This window comes from Streptomyces lasiicapitis (assembly GCF_014646335.1).
Taxonomy (GTDB): Bacteria; Actinomycetota; Actinomycetes; order Streptomycetales; family Streptomycetaceae; genus Streptomyces; species Streptomyces lasiicapitis.
The window spans coordinates 375,457-390,996 of sequence record NZ_BMNG01000002.1 but is presented as its reverse complement, the minus strand read 5'-3'; the positions used below and the strand labels follow the sequence as shown (position 1 = coordinate 390,996).

The following is a 15,540-nucleotide window of genomic DNA, read 5'->3' as shown; positions in this document are numbered from 1 at the left end:
GCGTCCTCGGTACGTTGCGACGGACGCCGCGGCGGTCTGCCGCGGCATCTCGTCGATGGCATCGCGATGCCGGCCGGCAGGCCGTGATGTGATCCCTGCGTCGCCCGACGGCCACACACGGTAGTCGTCAACGCTTCATGTGCGGTGGGCAGTTGACAAACTCCGGTGGGCAGCGTCCCGCTCTGGTATGACGCGTCGTACACCTGGGCGAAAAGACTCGTACGGCCGAGCGAGGCGGGGCTCGGACACCGGTTGCGACGGAGGGCGCGCGCCCTCCCGTCCTCCCCCGCGGCGCCCCCTCCACTCCGCTCTCTGCCCCTCAGCCCACTTCCGCGACCTCGTGCCCCGGCGTGTTCGGCGTGGGCTTGCGTCCGCAGGCGCGCTTGCCGTCAGCGGGGCCGGCCTCGGGCACCCCGGCGATCGCGCGCCACCACGGCGCGTCGGGCACCGTCTCGGACGACGGCTCGAAGGGTTCGCCGGGGATGGGCAGGGCGACGGCCGCGCCCTCGGCGTGGGCGGCGGCGAGCGTGCCCTCGCCGGGCTCTGACCACGGGTGCGGGGCGAGGTTGAACGTGCCCCAGTGGATGGGGAGCAGCACGCCGTGCGGCCGCCCGCCCTGGAGGTCCAGGTGGGCGCGCATGCCCTCGTCGGGACGCATGTGGATGTCCGGCCAGAACTCGGAATACGCGCCGATCTGGATCATCGTGGCGTCGAACGGGCCGTGCTGGGCTCCGATGTCCTTGAACCCGGGGAAGTACCCGGTGTCGCCGCTGTGGAAGACGCGGTGCTCGGGGCCGCGCACGCTCCAGGACGCCCACAGCGTGTGCTGCTCGTTGCGCAGGCCGCGCCCGCAGAAGTGCCGCGCGGGCGTCGCGGTCAGGGTCAGGCCGCCCACGTCCGTGGACTCGTGCCAGTCCAGCTCGCGCAGCCGGTCCGCGGGCACGCCCCAGCGCTCCAGGTGCGCGCCGACGCCGAGCGGCACCACGAACACCGTGTCCGTGCCCGCGAGCGCCTTGATGCTGGGCAGGTCGAGGTGGTCGTAGTGGTCGTGCGAGATGACGACCGCGTCGACCGGGCCCAGCGCCGCGAGGGGCACCGGCGCCGGGTGCAGCCGCTTCGGGCCGACGAAGGAGAACGGCGAGCAGCGCTCGCCCCACACGGGATCGAAGAGCACCCGGCGCCCGTCGATCTCGACGAGCACGCTGGAGTGCCCCATCCAGGTGAGCCGCAGGCCGCTCGCCGGGGGCTTGGCGAGGTCCGCCAGGGTCGTCGCGTGCACCGGGATCAGGCCGGACGGGGTGCGGCGGGCCCGCTCCTCCTTGCGGAAGTAGATCTTCGCGAATTCGAGGGCGGACCCGGAAGGTCTGGTCCGCGCGCCCATGGGGTTCTGGAACGAGCCGTTCGCGAAGTGCGGCGAGCTGCGGATGCGCGCGAGCCGCTCGCCCGCGGGGTCCGCTCCGAAGGCGGGCGGTCGCAGCGAACGGAGCCGGGGGCTCGAGAACCGGGACACGGCACCTCCAGAAACAGGATTGCTCAGGCTCCCCCATTATGTGCGCCACTTCCGACAGCGGCTGTCGGAAGTGGCGACAGCCACTGTCGGGAACGGCACAGGCGGACGTCGACACAGCCGCCCGTGATGTACTGCTACTGACTGACCAGTCAGTAGACCCGGCAGGAGCCGCCCGATGCCCACGCCCCCGTCCATGCCTCCGTCCATGCCTCCGTCCACGCCCTTCATGTCCCTCACCTGGACCGATCACGTCACCGGCCGCCGCGGCTTCCTCGTCGTGGACCGGCTGGTGCGCGGGGTGTGCAGCGGGGGCCTGCGGATGCGGCCGGGCTGCACCCTGGAGGAGGTCGCGGGCCTGGCACGCGGGATGACGATGAAGGAGGCCCTGCACTACGACCCGCGGGCCCGCTACGTCCCCCTCGGCGGCGCCAAGGGCGGCATCGACTGCGATCCGCGGGACCCGGCGGCGTACGAGGTCCTTGTGCGCTACCTGCGTGCGATGCGCCCCTACATAGCGGACTCCTGGACCACCGGCGAGGACCTGGGCCTGACCCAGGAACTCGTCGACCGGGCCACCGCCGAGGCGGGGCTCACCTCCTGCGTGCAGGCTGTCTACCCGCTCCTCGACGACGAGGCGGCGGCGCGACGGCGCCTCGCGGACGCCTTCGCGGTCGAGGTCGACGGCATCGGTCTCGACGCGCTGGTCGGCGGCTGCGGCGTCGCGGAGTCCGTGCTGACCGCGCTCGACGCCGCGGGCATGGCCCCCGGGCAGGCGCGCGTGGCCGTGCAGGGCCTCGGCACCATGGGCGGCGCGACCGCCCGCTTCCTGGCGCGCGCGGGCCTCACGGTCGTGGCCGTCGCCGACATCAAGGGCACCGTGGCCAACCCGGACGGCCTGGACGTGGAGGCGCTGCTCGCCGCCCGTGACGCGTACGGCACCGTCGACCGCGCCGTCCTGCGCCCCGGCGACCGCGAACTGGCGGACGAAGCCTGGCTGTCGGCCGACGCGGAGGTCCTGGTGCCCGCCGCCGTTTCGTACGCCGTCCGCCCCGACAACCAGGCCCGGATCACGGCCCGTTGGATCGCGGAGGCCGCCAACATGCCGGTGCTCGCGGACGCGGAGCGGCTCCTCACGGCACGCGGGGTGACCGTCCTGCCGGACGTGGTCGTGAACTCCGCGACCAACGCGTGGTGGTGGTGGACGCTGTTCGGCGACATCGGGGACGCGCCCGACCTGGCCGACGAGGCGTTCACGCACACGCGCCGTGCGATGCGCGCCCTGGTCGGCGAGGTCCTCGCGCGGGCGCGGCGGGACGGCAGCACACCGCGGGCCGCCGCCCACGCCCTGGCCGCCGACCGCCTCCCGGAGATCACCGAACGCTTCGGCTGGTACGCGCCGGGGGTGCGCGCGACGGCCCTGCCGTGCCACACATAGGACCTGCATGCCACGCATAGGCCCTGCGTGACGCGCGTAGGTAGGGTGCACGGCGTGACAAGAGTGCGGTTGAGCGTGGCGGAGCGGCGGGTGGAACTGCTGACGGCCACCGTCGAGCAGATCGAGGCGCGCGGTGTGGCGGCCGTGCGTATCGCGGACGTCGCGGCCTCGCTCGGGGTGAGCAACGCGCTTGTCCTGTACCACTTCTCGACCAAGGACGAGCTGGTGGCCGCCGCGTTCGCGCACGCCGCCGAGGGCGATCTGGCGCACCTGCACAAGCTCCTCGGCCGCCGTACGTCGGCGGTGCGCAGGCTGCGGGCGGCGGTGCGCTGGTACGCGCCGACGGGCCCGGCCAAGGGGTGGCGCCTCTGGATCGAGGGCTGGGCGTCGGCCCTGCGCGAGCCCGCGCTGCGCTCGGTCACCCGCGACCTGGACCGCCGCTGGAAGCAGGCCCTCTCCGAGGTCATCGCGGAGGGTGTGGCCGCGGGCGAGTTCCGCTGCCCCGACCCCGAGGTCGCCGCCCTACGCCTCACCGCCCTCCTCGACGGCCTGGCCGTCCAGATGACGGCCTACCCCGGCGCGGTGTCCCGGGCCCGCACCCGCGCCTGGGCAGACGAGGCCCTGTCCCGCGAACTGGGCCTGACCCCGGCCGACTTGAACCCCTGACCCTGCCCGGTGACCCCCCAGGGGGCTCCGCCCCCGGACCCCCGAATCGGCCTGAACGGCCTCGTCCTCAAACGCCGGACGGGCTATGTCCCACCCACCCGCCCCAACTTTCCCTACGCACGTAGTCGGCACATCAGCCAGCCCATTTCAGCCCCTCCGGCGCTTGAGGACGAGCCGCGAAGCGGCGACAGCGGGGTCCAGGGGCGGCAGCCCCTGGTTTCGGAGAAGGGGCGGGACTGGGGCGCCCCCCGCGAGGGCCCACCCCACCCCTCACCGCAACTCATAAACCGCCACAACCGAAACCTTGTCCTCGATCTCCCCAGCAGCCACCGGCACCCCGTCCTGCTTCGCGAAAGCAGCCGGAGAAACCGTCAACGGCCGCGGATCGGCGGCCTCGGCCTCGCTGAGGGAAACGAGGCGGCCGAGCTCGCGCCCCGTCAGGCCGGCGTAGTGCTCGGCCTTGGAGCGAGCGTCCTCGTGCGCGGCCTGGCGGGCCTTGGCGCGCAGGGGCCGGGCGTCGGCGAGGTCGAAGGTGACGCCGTTGATGCGGGCGGCGTCCCCGGCGGCGTCCGACGCTGCCTTGATCACCCGCCCCGTCCGGTGCAGCTCACGCACCTTCACGCTGAAGCTCTGCGCGGCCCGGTACCCGGTCAGCTTGGCGGCCCCGCTGCCCTCCTCGTACACGGCGGAAAGCTCCAGGCTGTCGGTGCGCACGTCGCGCTCGGCGACCCCCTGCCGGCGCAGCGCGTCGAGCAGCGCCTCGGCGGCGGCGTGCTGCGCGGCGAGCGCCTTCTCGGCCGTCGGCGCGGTGACCTCCACGGCGACACCGACCACGGCGAGGTCGGGCGCGGCACTCGCGGACCCCGTGCCGGTGACGGTCACGGTCGAGGGCGCGGGAGCAGGGGCGGCCGGGGCCGGGGCGGCGGCCGGAGCGAGCACCCCCGGGACGGGCGCCTCGTCGGCGGCGACGGGCGCGGCAAGCGCCCCGGTCGTCCCGAGCGCGGCGAGCACGGCGACGGCCGCGCTGAGCACACGCAGCGAGGTACGCGGCCGCACGGCGACGGCCCCAGCGAGGCCACGCAAGGAGGTACGCGGACGCACGGCAACGGCCGAGGCAAGGGCACGCAGCGAGGCACGCGGACGTACGGAGGAGCCCGCGAGCGGACGGCGAAGGAACGCGGCCGCAGGCATGCGGTGGTCCCCGGTACGGGCGGGCGGGCGCGGAGTCGAGGGCATGGGCGGGAGCCTTCCGGTGTGGCGGTCTTCCGCCCCGGCGGGGACGGCTGGCCGACATCCCAGCACCCGCGCCCCCGCGCGGAGCTCCGCCACTCCCGCCCTGTCACCTCACCGGTCCAGCGGGCCCCACCACCGAGTGAGCCGCCGCGACGGCTTCACGTCAACGGCATCAAGTCGGGCCGTTTGGCCGCCACATGATCACCGGACGACTCGCCGCGCAGCCGCCGCCCGATCCACGGCACCAGATGCTCGCGCGCCCAGTGGATGTCGTCGCGCCGCTCCTCAAGGGTGCCGCGCGGCGGCCGCGGCGGCCACGCCTGCTCCGGGTCCGCGGGCACCTCGATCCCGAGCACCTGCCCCGCCCGCAGCGCCACCCGCGTGTGCCCCTCGGGCGACAGGTGGAGCCGGTCGGTGTCCCAGGCCCGCCGATCCTGGACGGACTTCAGCGACCACAGGTCGAGCACGGGGCAGCCATAGCGGTCGGCGACCGCGCGGACATGGCCGTTGTACGTGGCGATCTTGCCGCGCAGGTGCTTCAGGAGCGGCACGCGCCGGGTGTCGAAGCCGGTGGTGACGACGACCGTGCCGACGGCGGAGGCCAGCTCGGCGACGGCCCGCTCGAAGCGCTCGGCGACCTCGTCGGGGTCGGTGCCGGGCCGGATGATGTCGTTGCCGCCCGCGGCGAACGTCACCAGGTCGGGCGCGAGCTCCTTGGCCCGAGGCACCTGGTCGGCGACGATCTGGTCGAGGAGCTTGCCGCGCACGGCGAGGTTGGCGTACCGGAAGGAGTGCTCGGGCACCCGGTCGTCGAGGAGGACGGCGAGCCGGTCGGCCCAGCCGACGAACGTACCGTCGGGTCCCGGATCCCCCACCCCTTCGGTGAAGCTGTCGCCGACCGCTGCGTAGGAGGTGAACGTGTCCGTAGATGTGCTTTTGATGAAGTGTGTCGACTCTGCTGTCACGTCGTCATCTTTCCTGCCGACAAGTGACCTACGCCATCGTAATAAGGGGTTGACGCGGGGTGAGATAAGCCACCGGTCAAGATTGCGCCAACCCGGAATACGCCTCGGTGATGTCGGCGGCGTCCGCGATCCGCCGGAGCCGGAACACGGCGGCGTCCAGATCGCCCCGCAGCCCGGTGCGCAGCCCGTGATGCAGCAGGACCGCGCCGCGGTGCTCCTCCCCCGTCTCACGGCACGCGTAGACCCCCGCCGGGTCGAGCCCCCGCAGCCGCACCGGCGCCGGTTCCTGCCCGTACGCCTGCGCGGGCAGCCAGGCGAGAACGACGGCGTCGTCCCCGAGGACGTACTGCACCGCGCAGAGCCCCCCGTCCGGATCCCGCAGCCGGTACAGCTCACCGAGCTGCACGACGGGCCGGATCTCCTTGTACAGCTCCACCCAGCCGCGCGCCTCGGCGAGCTCGTCGTCGCTCCACCGCGTCAGGTCGCCGCCGACGCCCAGCACCCCGGCCAGCGCGCTGACGAAGCGGAAGCGCAGCGAGCTGACCCGGTCGTTGAGCTGCGTGTTGGGGCTGTCGGTGACCCAGGCCGCCATCACGCGCGCGGGATGGATCTGGCTGAATCCGTGCTGGATGGCGAGCCGGTCGAGGGGGTCGGTGTTGTCGGACGTCCAGACCTGGTCGGTACGGGCGAGGACGCCGAGGTCGATCCGGCCGCCACCGCCCGAGCACGACTCGAAGGCCACGCCCGGATGCGCGGCCCGGAGCCGGTCCACCAGGTCGTAGAAGGCGTGCACATGGCCGTCCCACAGCCGCTGCGGGTAGGGCTCACCGGGCCAGCCCGGGTCGGAGAAGCAGCGGTTGAAGTCCCACTTCACGTAGTCGACGGGCGCGCTGGAGAGGAGGGCGTCGAGCTGCTCCCACAGGTAGTTCTGTACGTCGGGACGGGCGAGGTTGAGGACGAGCTGGTTGCGGAACTCGGTGCGGGCACGGCCGGGGTGGTGCTGCACCCAGTCGGGGTGCGCGCGGTACAGGTCGCTGTCGGCGTTGACCATCTCCGGCTCGACCCAGATCCCGAACCGCATGCCCAGGGCGTGCACTTCGTCGGCGAGCGGCTTGAGCCCGCCGGGGAAGCGGTCGGGATTGGGCGTCCAGTCACCGAGCCCGGCCCGGTCGGACACGCGCGCGCCGAACCACGCGTCGTCGACGACGAACAGCTCCACGCCGAGCGCCGCGGCCCGCCCGGCGAGCGCCCGCTGCTGCTCCTCGGAGATGTCGAACCCGGTGGCCTCCCAGGAGTTGTAGAGCACCGGCCGCACCTCGTCCGCGTCCGGGATCACATGCGCGCGCTGGTACGCGTGCCAGGCACGGCTCGCCCCGCCGAAGCCGCCGTCGCTCCACAGCCCCGCGAAGACCGGCGTGGCGGTCGCCGTGCCGGGCGGGAGCAGCGTCTGCCCGGAGTCGTCGTGCCCGCTGCCGCCGGTGATCTGCACGGCACCGTCCGGGAGTTGGTGCACGGAGATCCGCCACGACCCGGACCACGCGAGCGCGCAGCTGTAGACCTCGCCTCGCTCCTCGGTGGCGCCGTCCGCGTCGAGTGCCACCCAGGGCAGATGCTGATGCCCGGTGTGCCCGCGCCTGCTGCCGATGACCCTTTCCCCGTACGTGAGTTGCGACCGTACGAGCCGGGACTCCGCCGCCCAGCGCCCGTGCAACTGTGAGAGCCGCCAGCGTTCACGCAGGGGCAGGGTCCAGGTCGCGGAGTCGACGCGCAGGACCTCCAACTCCGGTGATCCTTCGGGTGCTTGGTTGATGAGGACGGCGCACCGCTCGACGACGTCACCACGCATCCGGTACGACAGCGTGACCTGGAGGCCGTGCACGGCGTCGGTGAAGTGCAGCTGGAGTTCGTCGTCGTCGCCCTCGGCCCACCGCAGGAACCGCCACTCCGTCCCGCGCACCCCGCCGCCGCGCACCGAAAGGGCGGGCCGCGTGAACCGCGGTCCGCCCTCGACCGGATACTCCTCGCGGCCGTCGAGCCACGACTCGAAGGGCCGCTCCGGGGGCGTCGGCGCCGCCGCGAGGGCCTCGGCGTCGGCCAGGGCGATCCGCGGGCCCCAGTGCAGGTGCAGCAGCTCGTCGCGGTCCGTGAGCCGAAGCGCATAGCTACTGGTGGGCCCCGAGAGCAGCCACGTACGACCGTCAGCGCCGATTTCGATCATCGAACCCCCAGAGCTCCACAGATACGGAAACGGATCTCAACAGACACGCGCGCGTACGCACATCTTCGAGCCCGAACGTCCACCGGGGCAACGCCCGCGCACCTCCCGCGTACGCCACCCTGGCGCGCCCCCACACGCGCCTCCGGGCACCCCCGCACCAGGACTGATTGCCTCAGGAACCCGTGTCGTATCGTCGAAGGCGCAACCACCTGCGGGCCGTGCGCCCGCGAGGTCGCGCGAAGCCGCCCCCGAGCATGAGGAGACCCCGTGACGCAGCAGGTCCCGTCGACCGAGCCCGAGCTGGCCGGCGTGCGCAACTTCCGTGACGTGGGCGGACTGCCGACGGTGGACGGCCGCCGGGTGCGCCACGGCGTGCTCTTCCGCAGCGGTCACCTCGCGCACGCCACGGCCGCCGACGCGGCGTTCCTCGCCTCGCTGGGCCTGCACACGGTCTTCGACTTCCGCAACGCCGCGGACCAGCGCCTGGAGGGCCCGGACGTGGAGCTGCCGGGGGTGCGCAACATGAACCTGCCGCTGACCGACCCGGCCGACGGCGCCGAGTTCTGGAAGATGGTCCGCGACGGCGACCTGGACCAGCTCCGCTCGGTCCTGTCCGACGGCAGGGCCGCGGGCCGGATGTCGGCGTCGTACCGGACGATCATCAAGGAGCGCACGGCCGAGCACAGCCGGGTCCTGCACGCCCTCGCTGAGGACAGCGTGCCCGCGCTCATGCACTGCGCGGCCGGCAAGGACCGCGCGGGCCTGTCCATAGCGGTGTCGCTGCTCGCGGTCGGCGTGGAGCGCGAGGCGATCGAGGCGGACTACCTGGAGTCGAACGCCGCCCACCGCCGCTACAAGGTGCACCGCAGCAGCACCTCGCCGGACGCGATGTCCCCCGAGGTCATGGAGCTGCTGAGCCCGCTGTTCGACGCCCGCGCCGAGTATCTGGCGGCGGCCTTCGAGACCATCGAGCTGACCTGGGGCGACACCGAGACGTATCTGGCGCGGGGCCTCGGCGTCACGCCGCAGACGCGGGAGCGGCTGCGCGAGCGGCTCCTCGACTGAGCCGACCTACTGGTTCTTGCCCCCGAGCACGAACAGCAGATAGACGAAGAACGCGAACACATGGCCCACGGCCACGTAGATGATCAGCCGGACCCACAGGGCGCGCGGGAACTTGTCCTGCATGACCATGCGGCGCTCGGGCCGCGCAGCGGGCTCGGACTGCGCGTGCTGCGGCTGCTCAGATTCCGTCATGTCGGTCTCCCTGGGTGATGCCGCCGAGGCACAGCGCGGTGGCGGGGCTCTGCAGCAAGGTGTGGACGAAGAGGAAGTCGGCGCCGCCGTGGTCCGCGGCGGCGATCCGGTGCGGGGTCAGCGAGTCGAAGTGCGCGCTGTCGCCCGGCGCGAGGATGTGCGCGGTGTCGCCGAGCCGCAGCCGCAGCCGCCCCTTGAGGACGTACAGCCACTCCTCGCCGGGATGCACCCGCACGATGTCGCCCTGCGCCCCGTGCGGGACGTGCACGCGCAGCGCCTGCATGCCGCGGCCGGGCGCGCCCGCCTGCCAGTACGTCCAGCCGCCCGCCGCGGTGGGCTCCATGTCCGGGGCGCGGACGATCGCGTCCCGGTCCGTGGGCGTCTCGCCGAGCAGCTCGGAGACCGTCGTACCGTAGGTGCGCGCGAGCGCGAGCAGCATCGGCAGGGACGGCTGGCGCCGGCCGGTCTCCAGGCGGGACAGGTGCGCGGGCGAGAGGCCTGCCGCGCGGGCCGCGGCCTCCAGGGTCAGGGCGGCGCGGCGGCGCAGCTCACGGAGCTGGGGCGCGACGGCGGGCAGCGCGTCGGCCGCCTCACCGTCGTCCGGGGTGGCAGGGCTCATACCGTCGATTGAGCCAGAGCCTTACCCGAGAGGCAATTTTGTTGCCCCAGAGGCAAAACTTACCGATTCGCCACCGCCTGCTTCACCAGCGTCTTGCCGAAGTCCCACATCAGCCCGCCCCCGCTGTGCGCGTCGTCCATGACGGCCGTGAAGGCCTCCACGAACCGGTCGACGTCCTTCTCCCCCACGGTGAGCGGCGGGATCAGCTTGATGACCTCCAGGTGATCGCCGGAGACCTGCGTGAGGATGCGGTGCTTCTGAAGCAGGGGTACGACGACCATCTGCGCGAACAAGCCCTTGCGCGCGGCCTGCAGCATCGTCCAACGGCTGCGCAGCTTCAGGGACTTGGGCCTGCCGAACTCGATGCCGACCATGAGCCCGCGCCCGCGCACCTCGCTCAGCAGCTCGTAGCGGTCGACGAGCGCGGCGAGCCGTGACTTCAGCAGCTCGCCGGTCACGCGCGCGTTGTCGACGACCTTCTCGTCCCGCATCACGGCGAGGACGGCGAGCCCGGCCGCCATGGCCTGCGCGTTGGACCCGAAGCTCGCCGAGTGCACGAGGACGCGGTCCATGGACGAGTAGACCTTCTTGAAGATCCAGTCCTTGCCGAGGGTCGCGCCGACGGGCACATACCCGCCGGACAGCGCCTTGGCCACGCACACCAGGTCGGGCTCGACGCCCTCCTCGTGCTGGTAGGCGTAGAACTCGCCGGTCCTGCCGAGCCCCGTCTGCACCTCGTCGGCGATCAGCAACGCCTTGTGCTGGTGCAGGAGTTCCTGGGCGGCGCGCAGATATCCGGGCGGCGTCTCGTGCACGCCCTTGCCCTGGATGGGCTCGACGATCAGCGCGGCGACGTCACCCTTCTTCAACTCCTTGCGCAGGGCGTCCAGATCACCGAGCGGGACCGCCGTGTCCGGAAGCAGCGGCGCGAAGCCGTCCCGGAATCCGTCCTCGCCGTTGACGGAGAGCGATCCGGTGGTCAGCCCGTGGAAGGCGTGCGCGCAGTAGAGCACGCGCGGCTTCCCGGTGGCGTACCGCGCGAACTTCAGGGCCGTCTCCACCGCCTCGGTGCCGCTGTTGCCGAAGAACACCCGGTCCAAGTGCGGGCTGTGGGTGAGGAGTTGCTCCGCGAGCAGCCCGGGAAGAGGCTGGCAGTCGAAGCGGGTGAGGTCGGCGAGCGAGGCGTCGAGGACGTCGTGCAGCGCCTTGCGTACGACGGGGTGGTGGCGGCCGAGGCCCATCACGCCGAAGCCGGCGAGCATGTCCAGGTAGTCGTTGCCGTCGGCGTCCCAGAAGTACGCGCCCTCGGCCCGCTCGTAGACCTTGTCGAAGCCGATGGTGTGCAGCATGCGCGGCAGTTGGTGGTTGAGGTGCCGCGTGTGCAGTTCGTACCGCTCGCCGCCGCGCTCGGCGAGCAGTCTGCCGAGGTCGAACTCCTTGCTCATGCTGGTCATGCCCAGTTCTCCTCGCCGGCCACACCGGCCTTCTCCTTGCCGGGGGGACCGGCCTGCTCCTGTACGTCCACGCCGGACGCGGCCTTGCGTGCGATGGTCGCGCTGATGCTCCCGGCGATCTCGACAGGGGTGAGCCCCAGGTCCGCGAGCACCTCGCCGCGCTTGGCGTGCGCGAGGAACTGGTCGGGGATGCCGAACCGCCGTACGGGAACGTCCACTTCGGCCTCCCCCAGCGCCAGCGCGACCGCCGAACCCACCCCGGCGGCCTTGCTGTTGTCCTCGACGACCGCGACGAGCCGGTGCCGTGCCGCGAGCGGGGGCAGCGCCGCGTCGACCGGCTTGACCCAGCGCGGGTCGACCACGGTGCAGCGGATGCCGCGCTCGGCGAGGAGGTCGGCGGCCTGCAGACAGACCGGCGCCATCACGCCGACCGCGACGAGCAGCACGTCCGCCTCCGGGCCCCCACGGCCTTCGTGGTCCTGGCGCAGCACGTCCATCGCGCCCACGCGGTCCACGGCCGGGACGGCGGGGCCCACCGACTCCTTCGGGAACCGCAGCAGCGTAGGCGCGTCGTCGACGGTGACGGCCTCGCGCAGTTGCGCCCGGAGCTGGTCGGCGTCGCGCGGCGCGGCGATGCGCAGGCCCGGCACCACCTGGAGGATCGACATGTCCCACATGCCGTTGTGCGAGGCCCCGTCGGGCCCGGTGACCCCCGCCCGGTCGAGCACGAACGTCACCCCGCACTGGTGCAGCGCGACGTCCATCAGGAGCTGGTCGAAGGCCCGGTTGAGGAAGGTGGCGTAGACGGCCACGACGGGATGGAGCCCGCCGGTGGCGAGCCCGGCGGCCGACACCGCGGCGTGCTGCTCGGCGATGCCGACGTCCCACACGCGGTCGGGGAAGGCCTCCGCGAACTTGGTGAGGCCGACCGGGTGCAGCATGGCCGCCGTGAGCGCCACGACGTCCTCGCGCTCGGCGCCGATGCGGACGATCTCGTCGCCGAACACCGAGGTCCAGGAAGGCCCGTTGGACGGCGCGAGGGGCTCGCAGGTCAGCGGGTCCATGACGCCGACGGTGTGGAAGCGGTCCGCCTCGTCGGCGAGCGCGGGCTCGTAGCCGCGGCCCTTCTCGGTGAGGCAGTGCACGAGCACGGGCCCGTGGAAGCGTTTCGCGCGCCGCAGCGCCGACTCGACGGCCTTGGTGTCGTGCCCGTCGATCGGGCCGACGTACTTCAGCCCCAGGTCCTCGAACATCCCCTGGGGCGCGAAGGCGTCCTTGAAGCCCTTCTTCGCGCCGTGCAGCGACTCGTACAGCGTCCGTCCGACAACGGGGGTGCGCTGGAGGAAGTCCTTGCCCCAGGCGAGCACCTGCTCGTAGCTGTCGGTGGTGCGCAGGGTGGCCAGGTGGTTGGCGAGCCCGCCGATGGTGGGGGCGTACGAACGCTCGTTGTCGTTGACGACGATGATCAGCGGCTGGTCCTTCGCGGCCGCGATGTTGTTCAGCGCCTCCCACGCCATGCCGCCGGTGAGCGCCCCGTCGCCGATGACGGCGACGACGTGCCCGCGCTCGCCGAGCACGTCACGGGCCTTGGCGAGGCCGTCCGCCCAGCCGAGCGCCGTCGACGCGTGGCTGTTCTCGACGATGTCGTGCGCGGACTCCTCGCGCGAGGGGTAGCCGGACAGGCCCCCCTTGCCGCGCAGCTTCGAGAAGTCCTGACGCCCTGTCAGCAGCTTGTGCACGTAGCTCTGGTGGCCGGTGTCCCACACGATGCGGTCGGTGGGTGACTCGAAGACCCGGTGCAGGGCGATGGTGAGCTCCACCACGCCCAGATTGGGCCCGAGATGACCGCCGGTCCTGGCGACCGCGTGCACCAGGAACTCCCGTATCTCCTCTGCCAGTTCACCCAGCTCGGCCTCGGTCAGCGCCTTCAGGTCGCGCGGCCCCCGGATCGTCTCCAGAATGGTCATGCTCGGGCCCCCTTACTGGTTTGTTCAGCTCACTGATACGTCGGGCACCCCGGACGGGACGCCTGCGGCCTCCATCTGTGCGGCGATCTTCATCGCCTCCTCGATCAGGGTCTCCACGATCTTCGACTCCGGGACGGTCTTGATGACCTCGCCCTTCACGAAGATCTGCCCCTTGCCGTTGCCGGACGCGACACCCAGATCGGCCTCACGCGCCTCACCGGGGCCGTTCACCACACAGCCCATGACGGCCACGCGCAGCGGGACCTCCATGCCCTCAAGCCCCGCCGTCACCTCATCGGCCAGCTTGTACACGTCCACCTGCGCCCGCCCGCACGACGGACACGACACGATCTCCAGACGGCGCTGGCGCAGGTTCAGCGACTCCAGGATCTGAATGCCGACCTTGACCTCCTCCGCCGGAGGCGCCGACAGCGAGACCCGGATCGTGTCGCCGATGCCCTCACTCAGCAGCGCACCGAAAGCCACCGCCGACTTGATCGTGCCCTGGAACGCCGGACCGGCCTCCGTCACACCCAAGTGCAGCGGGTAATCACTCGCGGCGGCCAGCTGCCGGTAGGCGTTGACCATCACCACCGGATCGTTGTGCTTCACCGAGATCTTGATGTCCCGGAAACCGTGCTCCTCGAAGAGCGACGCCTCCCACAGCGCCGACTCCACCAGCGCCTCCGGCGTCGCCTTGCCGTACTTCTTCAGCAGGCGCGCGTCCAGGGAGCCCGCGTTGACGCCGATGCGGATCGGGGTGCCCGAGTCGCCCGCGGCCCGCGCGATCTCCTTGACCTTGTCGTCGAACTGCTTGATGTTCCCCGGATTCACACGCACCGCCGCGCACCCGGCGTCGATCGCCGCGAACACGTACTTCGGCTGGAAGTGAATATCCGCGATCACCGGAATCTGCGACTTCCGCGCGATCACCGCAAGCGCATCCGCGTCATCCTGCGTCGGACACGCCACCCGCACGATCTGGCACCCCGACGCCGTCAGCTCCGCGATCTGCTGCAACGTCGCCCCGATGTCCGACGTACGCGTCGTCGTCATCGACTGCACCGACACCGGCGCATCCCCGCCGACAGCCACCGGTCCGACCTCGATGCGCCGCGAGACGCGGCGCCCGGCGATCGGCCGGACCGGCAGCTCCGGGAGGCCCAGGGCGACGGGCACTCCTGGGGTCATGACGTCACCGGTTCCCGTTGACGGTCTCACGCATGGCCCGCAGGGACTCCTTGAGGGAGCCCATGGTGGCGAGCACGGCCGTCGGCTCGTAGCCGCAGTGCGCCATGCAGTTGGCGCACCGGTCGTCCTTGCCGCGGCCGTACTTGGACCAGTCTGTCTCCTCGATCAGCTCGCGGTACGTGGGCACGTAACCGTCGCTCATCAGATAGCAGGGGCGCTGCCAGCCGAAGAGCGAGTAGTTGGGGATGGCCCACGCCGTGCACTGGAAGTCGACCTTGCCCTCGAGGAAGTCGAGGAACAGCGGCGAGTGGTTCAGCCGCCAGCGCCGCCGGTTGCCGCCCGCGAAGGCCTTCTTGAACAGCTCGCGGGTCTGCTCGACGCCGAGGAAGTGCTCCTGGTCGGGCGCCTTCTCGTACGCGTAGGCGGGCGACAGCATCATCTCGTCGACCTTCAGCTCGTCATTGAGGAAGTTCAGCACCTCGATGATCGTCTGCGGGGTGTCCGTGTTGAAGAAGGTGGAGTTGGTGGTGACCCGGAAGCCGCGCCGCTTGGCCTCCTTGATGGCCGCGACCGCCTCGTCGAACACGCCCTCCTTCGCCACGGACTCGTCGTGGCGCTCCCGCATCCCGTCGATGTGCACGGCGAACGCGAAGTACGGCGAGGGCTTGAACTTCTCCATCTTCTTGCGCATCAGCATGGCGTTGGTGCAGAGGAAGACGTACTTCTTCTTCGCCACCAACTGCCGCACGATCTCATCGATCTGAGGGTGCATCAGCGGTTCGCCGCCGGCGATCGACACCATCGGCGCACCGGACTCGAGCACGGCGCCGACGGCCTGCGCCACCGGCATCCGCTGCTTGAGCACACCGGCCGGGTGCTGGATCTTGCCGCAGCCCTCACACTTCAAATTGCACGCGAAAAGCGGCTCCAACTCGACGATCAGCGGGAACTTGTCCCGCTTGCGGAGCTTCTGTTCCATCAAGTACGTCGCGACCTTGATGGACTGACGCAGCGGCATGGCCATC

At 71.7% G+C, this 15,540-nt stretch carries 13 protein-coding genes; 3 read left to right on the top strand and 10 right to left on the bottom strand.

Going from position 1 to position 15,540, the window contains the following annotated elements; translation table 11 throughout:
- Positions 1 to 319 precede the first annotated feature (319 nt).
- Positions 320 to 1,510 carry an MBL fold metallo-hydrolase gene (locus IEY91_RS05100; protein WP_189173016.1) on the bottom strand — a complete coding sequence of 397 codons (1,191 nt, stop codon included), beginning with the start codon at positions 1,508 to 1,510 and terminating at the stop codon, positions 320 to 322.
- 175 nt (positions 1,511 to 1,685) lie between these two features.
- On the opposite strand from IEY91_RS05100, the gene IEY91_RS05095 reads away from it, so the two are divergent.
- A complete protein-coding gene (locus tag IEY91_RS05095) occupies positions 1,686 to 2,945 on the top strand; it encodes a Glu/Leu/Phe/Val dehydrogenase dimerization domain-containing protein (protein WP_189173015.1) in 1,260 nt (419 codons plus the stop codon).
- A gap of 54 nt (positions 2,946 to 2,999) precedes the next feature.
- Complete coding sequence (locus IEY91_RS05090; protein WP_189173014.1) at positions 3,000 to 3,611, top strand: TetR/AcrR family transcriptional regulator; 612 nt, start codon at positions 3,000 to 3,002, stop codon at positions 3,609 to 3,611.
- A gap of 270 nt (positions 3,612 to 3,881) precedes the next feature.
- Here IEY91_RS05090 and IEY91_RS41585 read toward each other — a convergent pair whose 3' ends face one another.
- The 3 genes from IEY91_RS41585 to IEY91_RS05075 form a co-directional block, all read right to left on the bottom strand.
- The gene (locus tag IEY91_RS41585; RefSeq protein ID WP_229696709.1) at positions 3,882 to 4,847 is read right to left on the bottom strand and encodes an SIMPL domain-containing protein; all 966 of its coding nucleotides are present in this window, start codon (positions 4,845 to 4,847) and stop codon (positions 3,882 to 3,884) included.
- Positions 4,848 to 5,002: 155 nt separating this feature from the next.
- Complete coding sequence (locus IEY91_RS05080) at positions 5,003 to 5,809, bottom strand: SGNH/GDSL hydrolase family protein (RefSeq protein WP_189173013.1); 807 nt, start codon at positions 5,807 to 5,809, stop codon at positions 5,003 to 5,005.
- 76 nt (positions 5,810 to 5,885) lie between these two features.
- Positions 5,886 to 8,027: an alpha-galactosidase gene (locus IEY91_RS05075; RefSeq protein ID WP_189173012.1), complete on the bottom strand. Its 2,142-nt coding sequence runs from the start codon at positions 8,025 to 8,027 to the stop codon at positions 5,886 to 5,888.
- Positions 8,028 to 8,294: 267 nt separating this feature from the next.
- On the opposite strand from IEY91_RS05075, the gene IEY91_RS05070 reads away from it, so the two are divergent.
- The gene (locus IEY91_RS05070; protein ID WP_189173011.1) at positions 8,295 to 9,092 is read left to right on the top strand and encodes a tyrosine-protein phosphatase; all 798 of its coding nucleotides are present in this window, start codon (positions 8,295 to 8,297) and stop codon (positions 9,090 to 9,092) included.
- 6 nt (positions 9,093 to 9,098) lie between these two features.
- Here IEY91_RS05070 and IEY91_RS05065 read toward each other — a convergent pair whose 3' ends face one another.
- Genes IEY91_RS05065 through hpnH form a run of 6 tightly spaced genes read right to left on the bottom strand, consistent with a single transcriptional unit; the run spans position 9,099 to position 15,539 of the window.
- Positions 9,099 to 9,215, bottom strand: coding sequence for a DUF6126 family protein (locus IEY91_RS05065; RefSeq protein WP_164328012.1), 117 nt, complete (start codon positions 9,213 to 9,215; stop codon positions 9,099 to 9,101).
- A gap of 55 nt (positions 9,216 to 9,270) precedes the next feature.
- Positions 9,271 to 9,903, bottom strand: coding sequence for a helix-turn-helix domain-containing protein (locus tag IEY91_RS05060; protein WP_189173010.1), 633 nt, complete (start codon positions 9,901 to 9,903; stop codon positions 9,271 to 9,273).
- A gap of 59 nt (positions 9,904 to 9,962) precedes the next feature.
- The gene (locus IEY91_RS05055) at positions 9,963 to 11,348 is read right to left on the bottom strand and encodes an aspartate aminotransferase family protein (RefSeq protein WP_506005008.1); all 1,386 of its coding nucleotides are present in this window, start codon (positions 11,346 to 11,348) and stop codon (positions 9,963 to 9,965) included.
- 5 nt (positions 11,349 to 11,353) lie between these two features.
- On the bottom strand, positions 11,354 to 13,324 hold the full coding sequence (dxs, locus tag IEY91_RS05050; protein WP_189173008.1) for a 1-deoxy-D-xylulose-5-phosphate synthase: 1,971 nt from the start codon (positions 13,322 to 13,324) through the stop codon (positions 11,354 to 11,356).
- A gap of 24 nt (positions 13,325 to 13,348) precedes the next feature.
- Positions 13,349 to 14,515, bottom strand: a complete 1,167-nt coding sequence (ispG, locus tag IEY91_RS05045; protein ID WP_189173007.1) for a flavodoxin-dependent (E)-4-hydroxy-3-methylbut-2-enyl-diphosphate synthase — start codon at positions 14,513 to 14,515, stop codon at positions 13,349 to 13,351.
- A 4-nt stretch (positions 14,516 to 14,519) separates the two neighbouring features.
- Entirely contained in the window at positions 14,520 to 15,539 is a 1,020-nt protein-coding gene (gene hpnH / locus IEY91_RS05040) for an adenosyl-hopene transferase HpnH (protein ID WP_164318305.1), read from the bottom strand.
- Position 15,540: the final 1 nt, after the last annotated feature.